This is a genomic window from Nostoc paludosum FACHB-159 (assembly GCF_014698835.1).
Lineage (GTDB): Bacteria > Cyanobacteriota > Cyanobacteriia > Cyanobacteriales > Nostocaceae > Nostoc > Nostoc paludosum.
Map to the genome: position 1 here is coordinate 60,037 of NZ_JACJTU010000014.1, position 17,973 is coordinate 78,009.

The following is a 17,973-nucleotide window of genomic DNA, read 5'->3' on the forward strand; positions in this document are numbered from 1 at the left end:
AGAAGTTAGAATTATGATTCACTCTTGAATTCTGACTCCCGAATTCTGAGTTCGGCTCAAAATGAAGGAAAATAAATAACTAGAAACTACAGATAACAGAGTCCAAGTAACATTTTCCGAGACGATAAACACACCCAATCCAATCAAGATACAAGGGACAAAAGTATTGCCATTATCAGTTAAAAATTGAGCGATCGCAGGTAAGTAAGTAAACTTATAAGCGGCATAACACCAGACACCCACTAGAGAAAAGAATACGCTCACAATCACCAACAGACTTTCTAATTCTGAATTGGCAAATAGAGGTACGTAAACACTGATATTGTCACTACCGTTAGCAAAGGCGATCGCAGCTACATTACATGTTTGCGGAGATAAAAAGCTGGCAATTACAGAGGGATAAGAACGCTCAGTTTCTTCTGACACTTCCTCTGGTGAATCTTCTTCGCGTTTTAGTAAACTACTCATACCAATAATAATTGGCATAAAACCAAGTAGCCTAATCCATGACTGCGGTATAATTAGCCCACCTAAAAAACCTGGAAGACTAGCAGCGATCAGTGCCGCAAAACCGAGATATTGACCAGCAATAATGTGACGGCTGCGGAAGCTTTTATTTATTTGTGAAAAAAGCAACGTCAAAATCACAATATCGTCAATATTTGTGGCACTGAAGGCTGTAATTCCTGTGGTAATTGCAGTGACTAAACCGCTCATTTGTGAAAGTCCTTATTTTGATGCTTGCTAATTGGGTATGTAGCATTGGGGAGGCAGTGCGTTGGACGGGTTTCCCGGCTTGTACTCCTTCGGAGAACCCGCAGGGTAGCAACTGCCGTCATGGGGCATCATTCCATTTACAAATGATGAATGACCAATTACCAATGACTACGTAGTAAGCTTTGATTTATACTTTAGGCAAATTAAACGATAGAATCAAATGCTTTTTTTTGTCAAAATGATAAATGAAAGTGATGAAAACTTGGGCACCAACTTTTAGGACGTACCATCAATGGCAGGAATGACCCTTGAACAGCTAAAAATATTTATGGCTGTGGCGCAGCACTTACACTTTACTAGGGCAGCAGAAGAACTTTATATTACACAACCTGCGGTCAGTGCAGCGATCCAAAATTTAGAGCAAGAATACGGAGTCAAGTTATTCCATCGAATTGGTCGTCATATCGAGATTGCCGAGGCTGGTAAGTTACTGCAAGTGGAGGCGCAAAAAATTCTCGATCAAGTCTCCTTGACTGAAAGGGGATTGCGAGAATTGAATAATCTGCAACGGGGTGAATTGAAATTAGGCTCAAGTCTGACAATCGGTAATTATTGGCTACCAAGCAAGATTAGTGAGTTTAAGAGCCGATATCCTGGTATCCAAATTGACTGTACCCTTGCCAACGCTGAAACCATTTGTGTAGGAACAGCAATGGGACAATTTGATTTGGGTTTAGTGGAAGGAGATGTGAAGCCAGCACTTCAAAATACTCTAGAGTACGAAATTGTGGGAAGCGATCGCTTGCAAATTGTGGTAGGTGAAAAACATCCTTGGTTTGAGCTTGGAGAAATTGAGTTAACCCAACTGACTCAAACGCCTTGGGTGATGCGAGTACCGGAATCTGGAACCCAGCAAAGATTTGAGGAAGCCTTGCTCAATTGGGGAATTAACCTCAGCGAACTGAATGTAATTTTAGTGTTCGCCAGTGGTGAGATGGCAAAAGCAGCCATTGAAAACGGCGTAGGTGCAACTGGAATTTCTGAGTTGATGGTAAAAAAAGAAATTCAGCTTGGAACTTTACGGCCAATTAAAGTTATTGATAACAGAGAAAAAGAGAGTGCGATGCCTACGACAGGCTACGCCAATGCTGAAATAGTTCGACCTTTTTTCAAACTCAAACACCGTCAGCGTTTCCAAACTGCTCTTTCCAAAGCCTTTGAACAAATGTTGTTATCTTCTATCTTAAATAGTTCACACCAACAACCAACAAAAAAAGAAAAAGGAAAAATTAAAAGTTAATAGTCATTAGTCATTTGTCATTGGTCATTTGTTTTTCTCCGCGTCCCCGCGTCCCCGCGTCTCATCCCCTCATCTCCCCATACCCCATACCGATAAACAATTTTTCAAAATATATCATTCACCTTTAGGTAGATTTAGATGCAAATATCAAAACAGTATATTTTAAATGGGTAAATATATAATTTACCGCAATAGCTCATGCCAAATCAGGAATTTCAATAGATAAAATCTTGATTGAGTGGTAATTTATTATGTTCATTAAATTCCTTATCAGCCATGACATCCCCAGAGCCTCAAACTGATTTTGGAGAAAATTCTTCGCAAACCTCATTTGAGCCACCTCCAAAAAAACGGCGGTGGCTTTGGTTATTTTTAGCTGCACTACTATTGGTAGGAGGCGGAGTAACTCTAGTTTGGCGTTTGCTGACTCCAAAAAATTCAGCACCTTCAACTGCTAATGTTCAACCTCAAGGGGTAAGAGTCAGAATATCCACAGTACAAAGTGGCATCATTGAGGAAAGTTCAGATTTTATTGCTAGCCTGGAGTCCCAGCGCTCAATTAGCCTCAAACCAGCGATTCAGGGTCAAGTTTCCCAAATACTTGTCAAACCTGGAGATTCAGTAGCACAAGGGGCAGCAATCATCCAAGTAGACTCTAGACCGCAACAACAAGGAGTCAATAGAATCAATGCTCCGTCTGAAGCATTTTTAGGGCAACTAGAAAACGCCCGCGCTACACTCAAATCTTTAGAGGCGGAACGTCCGTCTTACCTTGCCAATGTGCAACTCAGCCAACAGGAATACGAAAAATATTTCAACTTAGCTCAGCAAGGTGCAGTATCTCGACAGGCTAGCAATTTGTACGCTAATAGGCTAGCTGCCGCCAAGACTAGTCTAAATGCAATTGATTCTAGGATTCAAGCCCAACGAGCCAATATCTTAGAAGCTGAAAAATCTATACAACAAGCCAATGTAAATGTAAAACAGCAACCGCAGTATCAGAAAATTACTGCTCCCTTTGCTGGTACAGTTGGCGAAATCTCAGTGAAAGCAGGTGATTTGGTTAATACTTCTACACCGTTAGTTACCCTGTTGCAAAATCGGCCTTTAGAAGTTAAAGTCTCTGTGCCTCCAGAGCGAAAACCTCTATTGCGTGAGGGAATGCCGATGGAGATTATGAATACACAGGGTCAGAAGTTAGGTAGAACTAGAGTATTTTTCATTGCACCCAATGGCAGCGATCGAACACAAGGGATACTAATTAAAGCACTCTTTAATAATCCTAATGGTCAGGTACGTGCAAATCAATTGGCTAGGGCCAGAGTCATTTGGAATGAGCGCCCTGGAATTTTAATTCCAACAACAGCAGTGACTCGTGTAGGTGGAGAAACTTTTGTCTATGTAGTTGAAACCCAAAAATCTCCCCAAGGTGCATCGATGCAAGTGGCTCGGCAAAAGCGAGTGAAGCTTGGTCAAATTAAAGGTAGTAATTATCAAGTGATTGAAGGATTACAGCCAGAAGATAAGATTATTATCTCAGGACTGCTTAATCTTACCGATGGTGTAGCGATCGCTCCAGAATTTTAGCATCAGAGAATGGGAAGACGAGGGTTTTCTGTTTCTTTGCAATTACCCTTGTCTCCACGTTCTCTTCGCTGACACCATAGGATACGCTGATTAGCAATTTTTAGACTTTAAACAACTTGAATTTAAGAGCCAGAATTCTCAATTGAGAATTATTTGTCGCTCATTTGTAGGCTGTAAAACTTTTCAGTCTTATAATTGTCCAGGTAGGATAGCACACTTGTGCTACTTTACCCAATTTGGGCTGAAAAAGTTTGTATAAATCAGTTCTAATTTATACGAATAACGGCTCATTTATTTGGTTGTAAATTTTCTGTTTTCGTACTAAACATTACTTTGCAGGCATCCCTAAATTATGGATTTATCCAACCTTACTACTCTTCAAAACTTAGAAGCTGCCTTCGGTGGTGAGTCGATGGCCAATCGTAAGTATTTGTTTTTTGCTGAGGTAGCACGTAAACTTGGATTTACAGACTTAGCAAAGCTTTTTAAAGAAACAGCAGAACAAGAAACCGAACATGCTTTTGCACATTTTGAACTGCTGCATCCAGAACTTGTGGTAGAAGATCCTGCGAATTTAACTGATGAACAAAAGCGGGAAATAGTGTCTCGTTGCTTATCATTAGCAATTGAAGGCGAGACTTATGAATATACCACAATGTATCCAGAATTTGCCGCAGATGCTCAACGCGATGCCTACGGCGGGCAGAGCCAACGCGACAATTCTGCTGCTGAAGAATTCCTCAAACAAGCTAAAGAATCCACCGACCATGCCAACACATTTCGAGAAGCCGCACACCGTTTTGGCTTGTTAAAATTCATCGAAAATTACCACGCAGATCGCTACGCTGAAGCTTTAGAAGTATTAAATGGAGGACAACCAGCAAATAGAGTTGTAGATGAAAATCCTCAAACTCGTAAATGGATTTGTAGACAATGCAGTATGATTTACGATCCTGTAGTTGGCGATCCTGATTCAGGAATTGCACCTGGCACACCTTTTGAAGAAATTCCTGATGATTGGGAATGCCCTATTTGTGGTGCCAGCAAAAAAACTTTTAAACCACTTGAGGAAAAAGTTGCAGCTTAATCCGACAATAAATTACAGCTAAAAATTCCGCACTCAAGAGTCACAAGTCAGAATTTCTCCCTCTTCTGACTCTTGAATTCTTATCGGGAAAGGCAGAGGGCAGGAGCCAGAAGGCAGAAGGGAATTATAGTTCCTGCCCTGTGCCCGTGACGCCTTGGGAACAAGGGTTTAAGACCCCCACTGAACTGTTGTTCAGTGGCTCCAAGTCAGGAGGGGTCACCAATCCCTTTCTGACTTGTTCCTTCTGCCTTCTGCCTTCTTCAATTTACACACAGGGGAATCTGATGAGTTCACCAAAAGATAACGGTCAATTTGAACGCCGAAAGCCGGTTTATCTAGAGCTAAATTTTCACATAGTTTGTGCAGTTTCTCTAATAGCTGTTATCGGAGTTTCCAGCGTGACTCCAGCTTTTCCAAAGTTAGTCCAAGAGTTAAATATAAATCCCAAAGATTTGGGTTTATTGATTACAGTATTTACATTACCAGCTTTGATTTTGGGGCCAGTTATCGGCATCCTTGCTGATAGATGGGGTAGAAAGAGAATTATCGTTCCTGCATTGTTTTTATTTGGCATTGCTGGTACAGCTTGCGCCTTTGTTCGCGATTTTAATTTACTGCTATACTTGCGTTTACTACAAGGAATTGGCGCTGCTCCTTTGCTTTCTTTGAGTATCACTTTAATCGGTGATTTATATACAGGAGATAGACGTACTGAGGCAATGGGCTACAGTGCAAGTATTAACAGCGTTGGCACTGCAACTTATCCAATAATTGGTGGTGCATTGGCGACAATGGGTTGGTATTATCCTTTTATGTTACCGATATTAGCAATTCCTCTGGGATTGATTGTATTGTTTAGATTGAAGAACCCAGAACCACAAGGCGATCGCAATTTCAAAGACTATTTAAGAAATGCACTAAAAGTTCTCAAAAATCGTAGATTATTCGGACTTTTTATTGCCAGTGCAGCCAACTTTGTTTTCCTTTATGGTGCTTATGTCACCTATTTACCACAACTAATTAACGATATCTTCAAAGCACCACCTACCGTCATTGGGTTGTTACTTTCTAGCGTTTCAATATCAATTACGATCGCAGCTAGCCAGTTAGGCAAATTAACCAGAAAATTTCGCCCTGCTAATTTAATTAGTGCGTCTTATATTTTCTATGGATTAGCTATGCTAATAATTCCTTTTGTGCCCAATCTCTGGTTACTATTAATTCCCAGCATAATTTTTGGTATTGGCCTTGGTATTGGTTTTCCTAGTATCCAAACATTGTTAGCAGATTTAGCACCAAAAGAATATTTGGCGACAATCATATCAGTCAACGGCACATTTTTTGGTTTAGGGCAAACATTAGGGCCGCTATTGATGGGCTATGTCTTTGGTTTTGGTGGAATTACTAGTGTGTATTATGCAGCAGCGGGTTTTGCAGTTCTGATGTTTTTTGTGTTTAGGTATTGCACTTGTATCTAATACGAATTTACACATTTTATACCGTTTCACTCTCACGAAGCTTTCACAAATGATCTAAGGCTGCAATATATCCTAAGTCTACGGAATTTGATTGCAGGGCGATGCAATCGTATTGTATGTCAATGCAATGGCATTGCAGGGCGATGCAATCGTATTGCAGGGCGATGTTATACCAATTCTCCGTGAAGATGCACTTTATTTTTAAAACGTAGACGCGCAGCGGCTTGCCGCAGGCTACCGCCTTCGCGTTGGCGAAGCCTCTCGTAGAGAAGCGTCTCGTAGAGAAGTACGCCAAGTAAAGAGCAAGAAGAAAGATTAAATTATTTAGTGCAAGTTTATAGAGAATTGGTATTAAGAAGTTAGAGTTTTTTCAATGCGGCGGTCGGGGATAAGCCACATAACTGCGACCAGAGTGTATAATGCACAAGCAAGCCACGAATTTAGAAACGCAAGTGGAATTGCCACAGCATAAATAACCACGGATACTTTTCCTTTAAAATCTTTACCGACTGCGATCGCCAGAGTAGAATCACTACCATGATGAGAAATTAAAGTACGGGTGAGGATGAAGTAAGCCATCGCATTTAACATTAAAACCGTACCATAAAGGGCAGCTGGTATACTGGCAAATTGATTCTCGCCCATCCAGCCAGTGACGAAGGGGATTAGCGACAACCAAAACAGCAAATGCAGATTCGCCCAAAGAATACGTCCATTAACATGACGAATTGACTGTAACAAGTGATGATGGTTGTTCCAATAGATGCCAAGATAAATAAAACTCAGCACATAGCTAAGAAATATTGGTATCAGCGGACGCAGTGCAGCTAAATCAGTTCCATGAGGCACTTTGATTTCTAATACCATAATCGTAATAATGATGGCAATCACCCCATCACTGAATGCTTCTAACCTCCCCTTCCCCATTTACGCATCCCTTTTCTATTTATTTCAAAAATCGCTCGACTGAGCGTAGCCGTCCGTGGAAGCAAGCTACGCGTAGCGTTCCACAGGAAAGTCTAAAATCGAAAATTGTCTGACTTATGTAGTTTACCCTAGCAAGTAGTCGCCGTTGATGAAAATTGTCTGCGCGATAATCCTTAATATCTTCAGCAAAAATATTAATCATCAATATTTCTCACCCCATACAGTCCTTAATTTGTCTTTAGGTAAAGACACAAAGGGAGAGTGACAGATGGGGTAAGACGCGCCGGCCGATCAAATTGATGAACTAGATTTGGGATTCATCAAGAATTTAGTCAATAGAAATCCGCTGAGGGCCACTGGCTTTGCCATTATTTGCCTCAGTTGTATTAGAAGTGGAACTATTTGAGTGCTTCTGTTGATCTAGCCAGCTTTTAACGGGATCGTCTGCAAGATTGAGTCGAAGCACACCAGAAAATAATCCACCGAGAAACGAGACTGGGTGCTGGGTAAGTTCTCGGAATATAGGTGACAATTCATCAATGAACATTAAAGTCTCCTGGCTTTGCCGTAAAAAATTGTTACTTTTTAATTAATCGTAACGTGTTAGGGCATTGGGGATGGGGCATTGGGGATGGGGCATGGGGCATTGAGAAGTGTCGGAGGTGTGGGAGGATGGGGAAGAAATCTTTCTCCCCACACTCCCCACACTTCCCTATCTCCCCATCCCCTCTGCCTCCCCTGCTCCCCTGCTCCCCATCTCCCTACTCCCCACTTCCCTTATGAACTTGGTTGCTGATCGGGAAACATACACTTATCGGAGTCACAACCACTAGGGCCAGCTTCTGACATTTCGCCTAAATCGTAGCGGCTTAGCGCTGCACAGAAATCATCTGTTTTGCGCCGTGCTTTGACTTCTTGAATTAAGCGATCGCAAGTTGCTTTATCTATTGGTTCAAACGGCAAACGTGGGAAGGATTGCAAATCGTCAAATCTTGCTAAAAGCGCTGCGGAAATATATCCTTCATCATTTTGGATACTTTCATAAATGCGCTGTCCCAGGCTTTCGACTTCATCAGAACGAAGTTCTAAAGTTGCTGATGTGTTGTGACTAACATACCAGCGCTGAACTTGTAAGACAAAATCAAATTGGGCTAAAACAGAAAACTTAGAAACATCTATTTCATCAGCCCCAGGTAAATCAGCCCAAGATACAGCAACGGGGATTTCTACTAACCATTCGCTGACGCGTGGATCGAAAGGATCGTTGAGTAAATTACCGTGTTCATCTTTGTCTGATTGTGAGGGAATGACATTGTAACCATAGTCAATGCACGCTAAAGCTACAGGGTCATTTTTTCCAAAGGTAATGCGGCGGATAAATCGTTGGGCTTTGGGAGGATGCCATCCAGAACTAGCATTAGTTAATAAAGCTTTAGTACCGCTAGGTTGGACTGTAGTGCAGCGATTTGGACGTTTGAGATTATGGCGATCGCAATAATCCCAAACAACTCTATGCACAGTATCTTTCCAAAAGCTTAAATATTTCTCTTCCTCATGCTTAAAAGCTAATCCTTGTGGAGTTGCAGGTCTTCCTGCTTCCCACCAGCGTAGCCAATCAACACCAAAAGCATGAACAAAGAAATCAAATAAACCTGTAAAAGAAACTCCCACAATTGGGTCTAGTTCACGGCTGTATTGATAGCGTGGCTCTTGGAATTTGTGATTTAAAAGTGCTACTACAGATAACGCCCCAGCAGTGAAAGCCTCCTCTTGTTCTTTATAGTTAAATGGGTCAATTTGATTGAGGTGAACCTCAGACAAATTACAGTGAAAATTAGAGCCGATGATTTCCTTTCTTTGTTATCCTAGAGGCTTTTTATCCTCTAGTTCTACTGCTTGATGATTTGCAGTAGCTCCGCGTACATTTTGCAGATGTTTTAGATAATAAAAGTACTTTTGTACATCTGCCCCCGCACTCTTGGAGAGATTATATTCTAGATGCCTATTTTAGGTGTAATCTAGTTTCACTCTCTACGCTGTACGGTGTCAAAGGCTTTTTACTTCCTTTGATTACCACGGGATTAGCATCTCAGCTTTCCCCGTTTTTGCGAGGTTTTTAACGTGAGGCAAAATCAATTACCACACGGATTTAGCCCATAGCGAGCCAAACGATGTTCTAGCTCTTTAGGATCGAGTTGAGGATAGCGTTCTTGCAACCATTGTTTTGCTGTGCCTTGGTTATAAGCATTCAAAAAATCAACTTTTAAAGCTTGGGTTGGCAATAAATCTATATTCGCTCTAGCTACAGCTTCACCAGCCCATTGAATCGCGCCTTCGCCACTGTAATATTGTTTGCGAACAGCACTAATACATTCTTCCAATGTCGGCTTGCGGTGAAAAACTCTGGTATGGTTGGCCATTCTCAAAGCATCACGCTCAGGATCGATTCGCCAGTTACCCTCTGCATCTTGTTGCCATAAATTATCTTTGGCTGTTGCTCCCAGGCTGTCGTCAGCACTAAATTGACGCATCCCTGCACTGTTATGTGTGAGATAGCCGTCGCAGTAGAAACAATGAGCTTCATCGACTTCTATATCATAAGTCTGAACATGATCGTAACTGCCCAATCCTTTAACAGTGACGGGAATATCTAAGGAAATATCCGCCTCAGCAATGTAGCGTTCGTAATTAGCATCTACAATGCGGGAACCTTGGAACCCCATCTCGCGCATTTCGCTGTAGGTGTAAGCTTCCCGCATAATTCCACCAGGAACGGTAAAACCATACATCTTTAGCCCTTGACGTAGTTCACCTTTAGCTGAGTGAGGCGCAATCAGGGCATTGTAACGCTCCTTCAGTGCTGGAATTGTCAAGTTGTACTTGAGTTGCCAACTTGAATTTTGCGGATAAGTTGTAGTAAGCCTCCCAGCAATACCCAAGCTCGATAAAACTACACTAACTTGTCTGATAAACGATCGATAAACTGAGGTAATTAGGTGAGGAGGGTGGTTATTAACAGCGCCATCACTATCCATTAAGCCTGCTAGATATGCAGCCCGGATATCTATTGAACCCTGCAAAATAAAATTAGGAACTGCTAGGGCAACATTCGGCTGCTTGATGTAACGATAAAAATACTCAGCTAGACGAATTGATGAACAGATGGACTTGGCTGTGTTTTCACCTTTGGTAATGCAATGAACAGCACTCAAGCCAAATAAAGCTAAGGCAGCATCTATTTTGGCTTGGATTCTAGTTGTAACTTCAGCATCGAGACTGTTCATTGACCACTCAACACGACCATAGGGTTTATCGTGTTTATTGCGACCAAGAGCTACATAACCATCACCGTGGGTAAACCCAATGAGCCAAGCTATTTCCGCAGTTAGTTCTGGAACAACAAAAGATTTGGCTGTGCGACTTTGGCAAGGACGAAATTCCGTAAAATCGGGGGGTAGATGGGTAACCGTGCCAGGTAGAACTTGCTTGTTGTGCAGTAAGCGATCGCCTGCCTCTAGACTAGCAATATGTTTCCAGACAATGCTGCCCTTAGCATCTGCCAACACTGCTTGTCTATGGTTTAGAGTTGCTCTGGGGTAAGTAGCATTAGTTTCAATTTCATAGACATCTTGAAACCCTTGGTCGAATTTATCAACAACTCGCCGGAATCCCAAAGGAGTCTGTACCAAGTCACCTACTTGTACATCACGGATAGGAACTAGACCTTTAGCAGTATGTACTAAAGCATCTTCAGGCAGACAACGCCGGATATTGCCTGCAACAATTGTCACAGCAGCTTCATCAATTAATAGACAACATTCAACTGAAGTTAATTGTCGCCCTTTAGCTTTATTCAGGATAGATGCACAACGCTGATAAAGTCCGGGTAATTTCACAGGATTCGCAACTCCTCCAAAGCCGTTGAGAGTTTCTCCTGCTTTGCGAACATCGCTGATATCAACTAATACTTCAACGTCTCCCGAAAAACGTTCGTTAGTCGAGAGTTCTAATAGGGTTTGATATGATTCAACCCAACCTTCACGGCTATCTCCAACGTAAATAGTAACCTTGTTGCCTTCTATATGTGTTTGTGTATATTCACGACGCTGAATTTTTACAGTACTACCAATTTCACCTTGTACAGTGATGTTCAAGTGGTTACGGATGGGGGGCAACTGGTTAATATATTGTGGTTCTAATACGGCTCCAGTACCACAGCCCATCATTGCCAAATCCATCATTAATCCGAAAGCACTCCAGTCTTCTAGATTGGTGGAAGTGCAATTATAAGCCCCGGAAAAATTCTTTGGCTTCCTAATCCAGTCGGTACCGCCAACCCATAACCAGCGTCCACTGGGCATGGCTTTGAGGTTGCGCTGCATCCGATCTAATATGGCAACTTCTTCTCTTGCGAGTTTTCCCAACTCGATTAAGCCTTGTAAAGTGCGATCGCATACCTCATCCCATGTTTCCCTCAACCCTGCCTTAGTACGGCGGCTATAGGTTCTAAAAAATACAGGATTAGCAGCAGGGGCAGTCTCTGGGAACCCTCCGCTCTGGCGTTTTCTTTCAAGCTTCTGAACCATAAATCAAGTCTTGTTGCGTGCGAACAGATTATGACTATACGCCAAGTAGATTCAGGATTAAAGATTGTCAAATTGTCCACTTTACGCTAGCGCTAGTTCGTACTAATTGCAACAGAACTTCATGATATATAATATTCACCACTTCTAAGTAGAGTTTGCCTACTAAGTTTGAATTATCACAAATACTTTACAAGTACATTTTCTCCCTATCTTGAAGCTGACTTTTAATTATAAAAGCTTGCGATCGCTCGGCATAGATCCTGATTCTCTCACCTGAATTGCTGTCAACACTCATTCACTAATATCAAAGACTCGCCGACGAATATCAAAGATTCTCGCGCCAATATCAAAGACTCGCCGACGAATATCAAAGATTCTCGCGTGAATATCAAAGACTCTCGCGCGAATATCAAAGATTCTCACGCGAATATCAAAGACTCTCGCGCAAATATCAAAGATTCTCACGCGAATATCAAAGACTCTCGCGCGAATATCAAAAACTCTCGCGCGAATATCAAAAACTCATTCATGAGTATCCAAGACTCATTACAGCAGTTTTCATTTACCTAAATCACACTCATACCTTCTTCTTGCGCCTTTGCGCCTCTGCATGAGACAAAAATCTTTCATTAATTACGAATTACGCATTACCCTATCAAGACTTGCACTTACACTTTCAGCGTGTGGTGACTTCAATCGCTGCAAAATCTCTAAAGCTGGTTGCAAATAGGATATCGCTTTAGTGTATTCACCCTGCTGTTCTGCCAAATTTCCTAACCACCACAGAGTCATTGCTTTGCCTTGGACATTACCAATGCGTTCATTTATTTCCAAAGACTGATTGAAAAGTGCGATCGCTTGATCCACATCCCCTTTGTTGGCGTAGAGAATTGCCAGTTGGTGAAACGTCGCCGCTTTGCCTTGGACATTTCCAATGCGTTCATCAATTTCAACTACTTGATTGAAAAGTGCGATCGCTTCATCCACATGCCCTTTGTTGGCGTACATACCGGCCAGTTCGTGCAACGTTGCCGCTTTGCCTTGGACATTTCCAATGCGTTCATCAATTTCAAGGACTTGCTTGTAGAGTGCGATCGCTTCATCCACATGCCCTCTATTGGCGTAGATCATTCCCAGTTGGTGTAACGTTGTCGCTTTGGTTTTGACATCACCAATGCGTTCAGTTATCTCCAAAGACTGATTGTAGAGTGCGATCGCTTCATCCACTTCCCCTCTATTGGCGTAGATTATTCCCAGATTGTTTAACGTCGCCGCTTGGGTTTGGACATCACCGATGCGTTCAGTTATTTCTAAAGACTGATTGTAGAGTGCGATCGCTTCATCCACTTCCTTTTTGTTGGTGTAGATAATTCCCAGTTGGTGCAACGTCGCTGCTTTGGTTTTGACATCACCAATGCATTCAGTTATTTCTAAAGACTGATTGTAGAGTGCGATTGCTTGCTCGACATCCCCTTTGTTGGCGTAGATACTTGCTAGGCTGTTCAACGTCGTCGCTTTGCCTTGCACATTACCAATACGTTCAAATATTTCCAAAGACTGATTGTAGATTGCGATCGCTTGCTCCACTTCCCCTTTGTTGGCGTAGATATATCCCAGTTGGTGCAACGTTGCCGATTTGCCTTGAAGATTATCAATGCGTTCATTTATTTCCAAAGACTGATTGTAGAGTGCAATTGCTTGCTCCACTTCCCCTCTATTGGCATAGATTATTCCCAGATTGTTTAACGTTGCCGCTTTGGTTTGGACATTACCAATGCGTTCATTTATTTCCAAAGACTGATTGTAGAGTGCAATTGCTTGCTCCACATCCCCTTTGTTGGCGTAGATATATCCCAGTTGGTGCAATGTCACCGCTTTGCCTTGGACATCTCCAATGCGTTCTTTTATTTCCAAAGACTGATTCCAAAGTGCGATCGCTTCATTCACTTCCCCTTTGTTGGCGTAGATACCTGCCAGTTGGTGCAACGTTGCCGATTTGCCTTGGACATTTCCAATGCGTTCATTTATTTCCAGAGATTGATTGTACAATGCGATTGCTTGCTCTACATCCCCTTTATTGGTGTAGATATCTGCCAGATTGTTTAATGTTGTCGCTTTGGTTTTGACATTACCAATGCGTTCATTTATTTCCAAAGACTGATTGTACAGTGCGATCGCTTGCTCCACTTCTCCTTTGTTGGCGTAGATATATCCCAGATTGTTCAACGTCACCGCTTTGCCTTGGACATCTCCAATACGTTCTTTTATTTCCAAAGACTGATTATAGAGTGTGATCGCTTCATTCACTTTCCCTTTGTTGGCGTAGATACCTGCCAGTTGGTGCAAAGTCGCCGCTTTGCCTCGGACATTGCCAATGTGTTCTTCTATTTCCAAAGACTGATTGTAGAGTGCGATCGCTTCATCCACTTCTCCTTTGTTGGCGTAGATATCTGCCAGATTGCTTAATGTCGCCGCTTTGGTTTTGACATCACTAATGCGTTCTTTTATTTCCAAAGACTGATTGTAGAATGCGATCGCTTGCTCCACTTCTCCTTTATCAGCTTTCAGCATCCCAAAATGATGATAAATTGATGCTAATTCTTGTTGATCTTCTGCGGGACAAAGATTTAAAGCTTGTTGGTAATAGTTTAATGCTTCATCAACCTCACCCATTTGGTGTTCACAATAAGCAATTTTTCTAAGAACACTATGGTTTTTAGTAATTTCTAAGGTTGATTTGCACAGATGTATTGCTTCCCGAAATCGACTTTGATTCTGCAAGTGTCCCGCCAATGAACTAGCTATTTTCACCGCAATTTCTTCATCCTTCCCCAGCAACGCCAAGCGATGAATTTCTAAATCTTGTGCTTCCTTAGCAGTTTCCTCTTCCCACCACAGGCGATACAAAATTTGTGCAGCTTGTTTATACAACTCTTCACCCTTGGGGTTTTCTGGAAACTCTAGCAACGGTGACAAAATCCGGGGAACACGATACAACCTCTCTGTGTTGTTGGTAAGCGTAACTTCCAACAAACCCAAAATTTCAGCGCGTTGCTTATGACTTTCCCAACTTGAGATATCCTCACAAATCGGGGAAATTGCAGCTAGAGGAACAGGTAACTCATACACCAACAACTTCCCCAGCATTTGACGCAAAGCTGGAGTTTGCTGCTTCAGCAATTCCTGTGCCAAAATATCCTCACGAAATTCCTTTTCCTTATCTGCCATCTTTTGCAGAATCATCTCAACTCCCCTCTCCGCTTCCGGCGACTTCGGGGAATTTTGCAAAATCTTATCTAACCATTCCAACAGCCGAGGATTTCCATCTGCTGCTTTTTTGGCACGTTCGGGCAAATCTGGCTGAAATTGCCAACTGCCATTAAACGAATCCAGACGATTATACTTTTTAATTAAATCTGCCCCACCCAAAGCACCCAAAGGTTCGCGGTACAGACGATGATTCAGTTCCGACAATGTGAAATTGTAGCGACAGGTAATAATTACCTTGTGGGGAAGTTGGGAATTTTGCATCGCCTTCAGCAACGCCAGCAGTACATCTACAACTTGTGGTTGCAAGACATAAACCCCATTTCGTAATTCCAAATTAGCCTCAAAGTCATCCAGCACAAAGGCAAAGCGCTGTTCTTTGGTATTCAGTCCTTCAGTGAAAAACTTGGTGAGGCGCTGCATCAAGGGTAACTTGCCATTGAGAATTTCATGCCCCCGTTCCGAGGTACATTGTTCAGCCAGGGTTTTGAGCAGTTTGTCCTCATCCAGTTGCCGAAAGTTCACCAGCCTGTGATAGCCAACCATCCTTTCCAGAAGTCGCGCCGTCACAGTACTCTTACCCACACCCCCCAGTCCGTGAATTAGTACCCCTAATGAAGTGCGAATAGCTTTGAGACAACGTTGCAAATTTCGCCGTCTGCCAACAAACTCAGAGGGTTTCGCCACCCGCACCAGTTGGGTATCGGGATCTAAAAACTGTTGGTATGCAGGTTCCGGCGCAGAGGGTGGCAGATCTCCCAACACATCCACCAACGCACCCGGACATTCTCCCTGGACATATAACCGCAACAAATGCCAGTCACGCACATTCTGTTTAAACAACTGCTGGTAAGTGCTAGCGAGTGCTTGGGCTAATTGATATCCGGCTGCCAATTTCCCGTAGAGGTGCGCTGCTGCGGCTGTAGCTGTCCGATCTTCCACAGGCCGCCCCCAACTTAAAACAGCGATCGCCCCTTGTTCAATAAGTGCCTCAGCCATTGAAGGGACAGCCCCTTTATCTGCGGCTTGTCCAGTCCGACACCCAGATAAAAACACCAACTTGGGAAAGCGAAACCGAAAGACTTCTGCCAGTTCTGCGGCTGTGGTTTCGTGGCGTTCTCCAATTTCCGTCTCAGTGATAAAGTAAGGGGTGTAAGGTGCTTCATCTTTAATTGAGGCGTGTCCTGTGAGATGAAACACATCAAAATCATCAAGATAGCGACTCCACACCTTACCCAACTCGCTAACGCAACCGCTTTCTTCCACCCGCAAATCTACAGCAAAATCTCGCGTATCAGCCAGAATTCTCGCCTCTTCCTGTTCAAACTCTAACTTTGGTTCCACATCTTCCGGGTCGGTTGCCATAAACAATACTCGCAATTGTCGTGCTTCCACAGAAAACGCTTCCGTTTCTTTCTCAATCCAGCGCAGAGGTAACACCACTGGATTAACCCGCTTGACCAAAAAATCCTCACCATCATGCAGCACTTCCCAAGGTAAATGTGCCAATTTTTTATCGGTATCAATGGCAATTACCAACCCCTCACCGCGACAGTTAGCAATTCCCCGACTCAACCAGCGTCCATCTCCATCCAACCAAAAAAATAACTGCTTCCCGATTCCTGGTAAATTGGGCAGCAGTTTATAGTAATCTCGTTCACTTTGCTTGAGGAAATCAGCGATTTCTGCCAATTTCAGACGACGTGATTCATAGTGCTTTTGTTGAGGTAGCCAATACCTGAGTTCAACTGTTTCCTGCGTACATTCCCGAAGTTGAATGCGGATAGTTTGCACTTTATTTGCTGAGAGATTTGAGGATTTCAGTGATTTCCTCTATGGTAGCTTCTTCGAGTAAAATCCTGTTTCCAGTATCAGGGTCAAGAATTACCACATCAAATTGCTTACCTGGATGGGATTTCTGCCATTCTTGATACCATTTGCGGATTTGTTCAGCTAAAGCCGCAACACCGCCGACAATGCCAATAATAGTAGCAATGGCGGCGAGAGTTCCCTCTCTTTGGGTCGGAACTTCGTAGCTTCCCGATATTCCGGGAATTTCTAGCAAAGCCTCGGCTGCTGCTGGTGCGCTTTCACCTTCAATTCCGACTTGAATTTCTGCCATTAAATCACCTGTGAATTTATACAGTATTTTTATCTCACGCAAAGGCGCAAAGGCGCAAAGAAAAAAGCATTTCTAAATTATTTACTTAGTGTTGTACCAATTGTCTAAAATAAGACAACAGACCCAAACCTGGAAACCCAGATTAAATCTGACTTTCAAAAATTACGAATTACGAATTACGAATTACGAATTAATATGTCTCTTGCTCCTTGGCGAAGTGCGATCGCTCACGCCCTCCATCGCAACCGCAGTCTTGTTTACGCGCGTTACCTACAATTAGCAACGATACAAGCAAGCGATCGCCCCGCTAATCGGACTTTAGTCTTTCGCGGCTTCTTAGAAGAAACGAACCAGCTAAAATTTATCACCGACAGCCGTAGCGCCAAGGCTGACCAAATACAGCAACAACCTTGGGCGGAAGCTTGCTGGTACTTTCCCAACACACGAGAACAATTCCGTCTATCTGGGTGTTTGACTTTGGTAGGTAATAATGATTCCCACGAAGATTTACAGCAAGCACGCATTTCTACTTGGCAAGAACTGAGTGATGCAGCGCGTTTACAGTTTGCTTGGCCTCATCCCGGTAAACCTAGAGTCAAAGAAGCACAAGCTTTTGAGCCACCAGCACCCGGTATTGTGGAACCAGTACCTAATTTTTGTCTACTCCTACTCGACCCAGTGCAAGTAGACCATTTAGAATTGCGGGGCGAACCACAGAATAGAATAATTTATCACCGCGATGAAAATCAACAATGGTTTTGTGAAGAAGTTAATCCTTAAACAGTTCTAAATTAAGGAAGAATTTCAACAACTGTACCTTTGTGCACCCATTGATAAATTTCATCGACATCTTTGTTTTTTAAAGAAGGACAACCCAAAGTCCAAGATTAAAGAGCCACTTA

General features: G+C 42.7%; 14 protein-coding genes and 2 pseudogenes. 6 read left to right on the forward strand and 10 right to left on the reverse strand.

The features are described from left to right. Positions 1–18 precede the first annotated feature (18 nt). Entirely contained in the window at positions 19–717 is a 699-nt protein-coding gene (locus H6H03_RS16175; protein WP_190956102.1) for a cadmium resistance transporter, read from the reverse strand. Between the two features lie 292 nt (positions 718–1,009). On the opposite strand from H6H03_RS16175, the gene H6H03_RS16180 reads away from it, so the two are divergent. The 4 genes from H6H03_RS16180 to H6H03_RS16195 all read left to right on the forward strand — a co-directional run bounded on the left by H6H03_RS16180 (position 1,010) and on the right by H6H03_RS16195 (position 6,169). Beyond that, positions 1,010–2,017 (forward strand): LysR substrate-binding domain-containing protein, encoded by a 1,008-nt coding sequence (locus tag H6H03_RS16180; protein ID WP_190956103.1) that lies wholly within the window; start codon positions 1,010–1,012, stop codon positions 2,015–2,017. A gap of 276 nt (positions 2,018–2,293) precedes the next feature. Further along, a complete protein-coding gene (locus H6H03_RS16185) occupies positions 2,294–3,604 on the forward strand; it encodes an efflux RND transporter periplasmic adaptor subunit (RefSeq protein WP_190956104.1) in 1,311 nt (436 codons plus the stop codon). 352 nt (positions 3,605–3,956) lie between these two features. After that, positions 3,957–4,691, forward strand: a complete 735-nt coding sequence (locus H6H03_RS16190) for a rubrerythrin family protein (RefSeq protein ID WP_190956105.1) — start codon at positions 3,957–3,959, stop codon at positions 4,689–4,691. Positions 4,692–4,975: 284 nt separating this feature from the next. After that, positions 4,976–6,169 carry an MFS transporter gene (locus tag H6H03_RS16195; protein ID WP_190956106.1) on the forward strand — a complete coding sequence of 398 codons (1,194 nt, stop codon included), beginning with the start codon at positions 4,976–4,978 and terminating at the stop codon, positions 6,167–6,169. A 351-nt stretch (positions 6,170–6,520) separates the two neighbouring features. Here the strand turns inward: H6H03_RS16195 and H6H03_RS16200 are convergent, their stop codons facing one another. The 3 genes from H6H03_RS16200 to H6H03_RS16210 all read right to left on the reverse strand — a co-directional run bounded on the left by H6H03_RS16200 (position 6,521) and on the right by H6H03_RS16210 (position 7,643). Next, positions 6,521–7,096, reverse strand: coding sequence for a TMEM175 family protein (locus tag H6H03_RS16200; protein WP_190956107.1), 576 nt, complete (start codon positions 7,094–7,096; stop codon positions 6,521–6,523). Positions 7,097–7,115: 19 nt separating this feature from the next. Next, entirely contained in the window at positions 7,116–7,298 is a 183-nt protein-coding gene (locus H6H03_RS16205) for a hypothetical protein (protein ID WP_190956108.1), read from the reverse strand. A 126-nt stretch (positions 7,299–7,424) separates the two neighbouring features. Continuing rightward, positions 7,425–7,643, reverse strand: coding sequence for a hypothetical protein (locus tag H6H03_RS16210; protein WP_190956109.1), 219 nt, complete (start codon positions 7,641–7,643; stop codon positions 7,425–7,427). An 84-nt stretch (positions 7,644–7,727) separates the two neighbouring features. On the opposite strand from H6H03_RS16210, the gene H6H03_RS16215 reads away from it, so the two are divergent. Further along, the gene (locus H6H03_RS16215; RefSeq protein WP_190956110.1) at positions 7,728–7,892 is read left to right on the forward strand and encodes a hypothetical protein; all 165 of its coding nucleotides are present in this window, start codon (positions 7,728–7,730) and stop codon (positions 7,890–7,892) included. Here the strand turns inward: H6H03_RS16215 and nrdJ are convergent. The 5 genes and pseudogenes from nrdJ to H6H03_RS16240 all read right to left on the reverse strand — a co-directional run. After that, positions 7,874–8,947, reverse strand: a pseudogene (gene nrdJ / locus H6H03_RS16220) (ribonucleoside-triphosphate reductase, adenosylcobalamin-dependent); the annotation flags it as partial. The gene H6H03_RS16215 and the pseudogene nrdJ sit on opposite strands and share 19 nt — an antisense overlap. Positions 8,948–9,228: 281 nt before the next feature. Then, complete coding sequence (locus tag H6H03_RS16225; RefSeq protein WP_242057861.1) at positions 9,229–11,682, reverse strand: LAGLIDADG family homing endonuclease; 2,454 nt, start codon at positions 11,680–11,682, stop codon at positions 9,229–9,231. 291 nt (positions 11,683–11,973) lie between these two features. Next, on the reverse strand, positions 11,974–12,147 hold the full coding sequence (locus H6H03_RS16230) for a hypothetical protein (RefSeq protein WP_190956111.1): 174 nt from the start codon (positions 12,145–12,147) through the stop codon (positions 11,974–11,976). Between the two features lie 168 nt (positions 12,148–12,315). Continuing rightward, the gene (locus H6H03_RS16235) at positions 12,316–16,743 is read right to left on the reverse strand and encodes a tetratricopeptide repeat protein (RefSeq protein WP_190956112.1); all 4,428 of its coding nucleotides are present in this window, start codon (positions 16,741–16,743) and stop codon (positions 12,316–12,318) included. Between the two features lies 1 nt (position 16,744). Then, positions 16,745–17,071 carry a hypothetical protein gene (locus H6H03_RS16240; RefSeq protein ID WP_190956113.1) on the reverse strand — a complete coding sequence of 109 codons (327 nt, stop codon included), beginning with the start codon at positions 17,069–17,071 and terminating at the stop codon, positions 16,745–16,747. Between the two features lie 195 nt (positions 17,072–17,266). Between H6H03_RS16240 and H6H03_RS16245 the strand changes: the two genes are divergently transcribed. Next, positions 17,267–17,851 carry an Npun_F5749 family FMN-dependent PPOX-type flavoprotein gene (locus tag H6H03_RS16245; protein ID WP_190956114.1) on the forward strand — a complete coding sequence of 195 codons (585 nt, stop codon included), beginning with the start codon at positions 17,267–17,269 and terminating at the stop codon, positions 17,849–17,851. 11 nt (positions 17,852–17,862) lie between these two features. Here the strand turns inward: H6H03_RS16245 and H6H03_RS40355 are convergent. Further along, positions 17,863–17,958: pseudogene (locus tag H6H03_RS40355) on the reverse strand (L,D-transpeptidase family protein); the annotation flags it as partial. Between the last annotated feature and the right edge of the window lie 15 nt (positions 17,959–17,973).

Coding starts and splice junctions, on each gene's coding strand:
- H6H03_RS16175 (WP_190956102.1), bottom strand. CDS start 717: ATGAGCGGTTTAGTCACTGCAATTACCACAGGAATTACAGCCTTCAGT.
- H6H03_RS16180 (WP_190956103.1), top strand. CDS start 1,010: ATGGCAGGAATGACCCTTGAACAGCTAAAAATATTTATGGCTGTGGCG.
- H6H03_RS16185 (WP_190956104.1), top strand. CDS start 2,294: ATGACATCCCCAGAGCCTCAAACTGATTTTGGAGAAAATTCTTCGCAA.
- H6H03_RS16190 (WP_190956105.1), top strand. CDS start 3,957: ATGGATTTATCCAACCTTACTACTCTTCAAAACTTAGAAGCTGCCTTC.
- H6H03_RS16195 (WP_190956106.1), top strand. CDS start 4,976: ATGAGTTCACCAAAAGATAACGGTCAATTTGAACGCCGAAAGCCGGTT.
- H6H03_RS16200 (WP_190956107.1), bottom strand. CDS start 7,096: ATGGGGAAGGGGAGGTTAGAAGCATTCAGTGATGGGGTGATTGCCATC.
- H6H03_RS16205 (WP_190956108.1), bottom strand. CDS start 7,298: ATGATTAATATTTTTGCTGAAGATATTAAGGATTATCGCGCAGACAAT.
- H6H03_RS16210 (WP_190956109.1), bottom strand. CDS start 7,643: ATGTTCATTGATGAATTGTCACCTATATTCCGAGAACTTACCCAGCAC.
- H6H03_RS16215 (WP_190956110.1), top strand. CDS start 7,728: ATGGGGCATGGGGCATTGAGAAGTGTCGGAGGTGTGGGAGGATGGGGA.
- H6H03_RS16225 (WP_242057861.1), bottom strand. CDS start 11,682: ATGGTTCAGAAGCTTGAAAGAAAACGCCAGAGCGGAGGGTTCCCAGAG.
- H6H03_RS16240 (WP_190956113.1), bottom strand. CDS start 17,071: ATGGCAGAAATTCAAGTCGGAATTGAAGGTGAAAGCGCACCAGCAGCA.
- H6H03_RS16245 (WP_190956114.1), top strand. CDS start 17,267: ATGTCTCTTGCTCCTTGGCGAAGTGCGATCGCTCACGCCCTCCATCGC.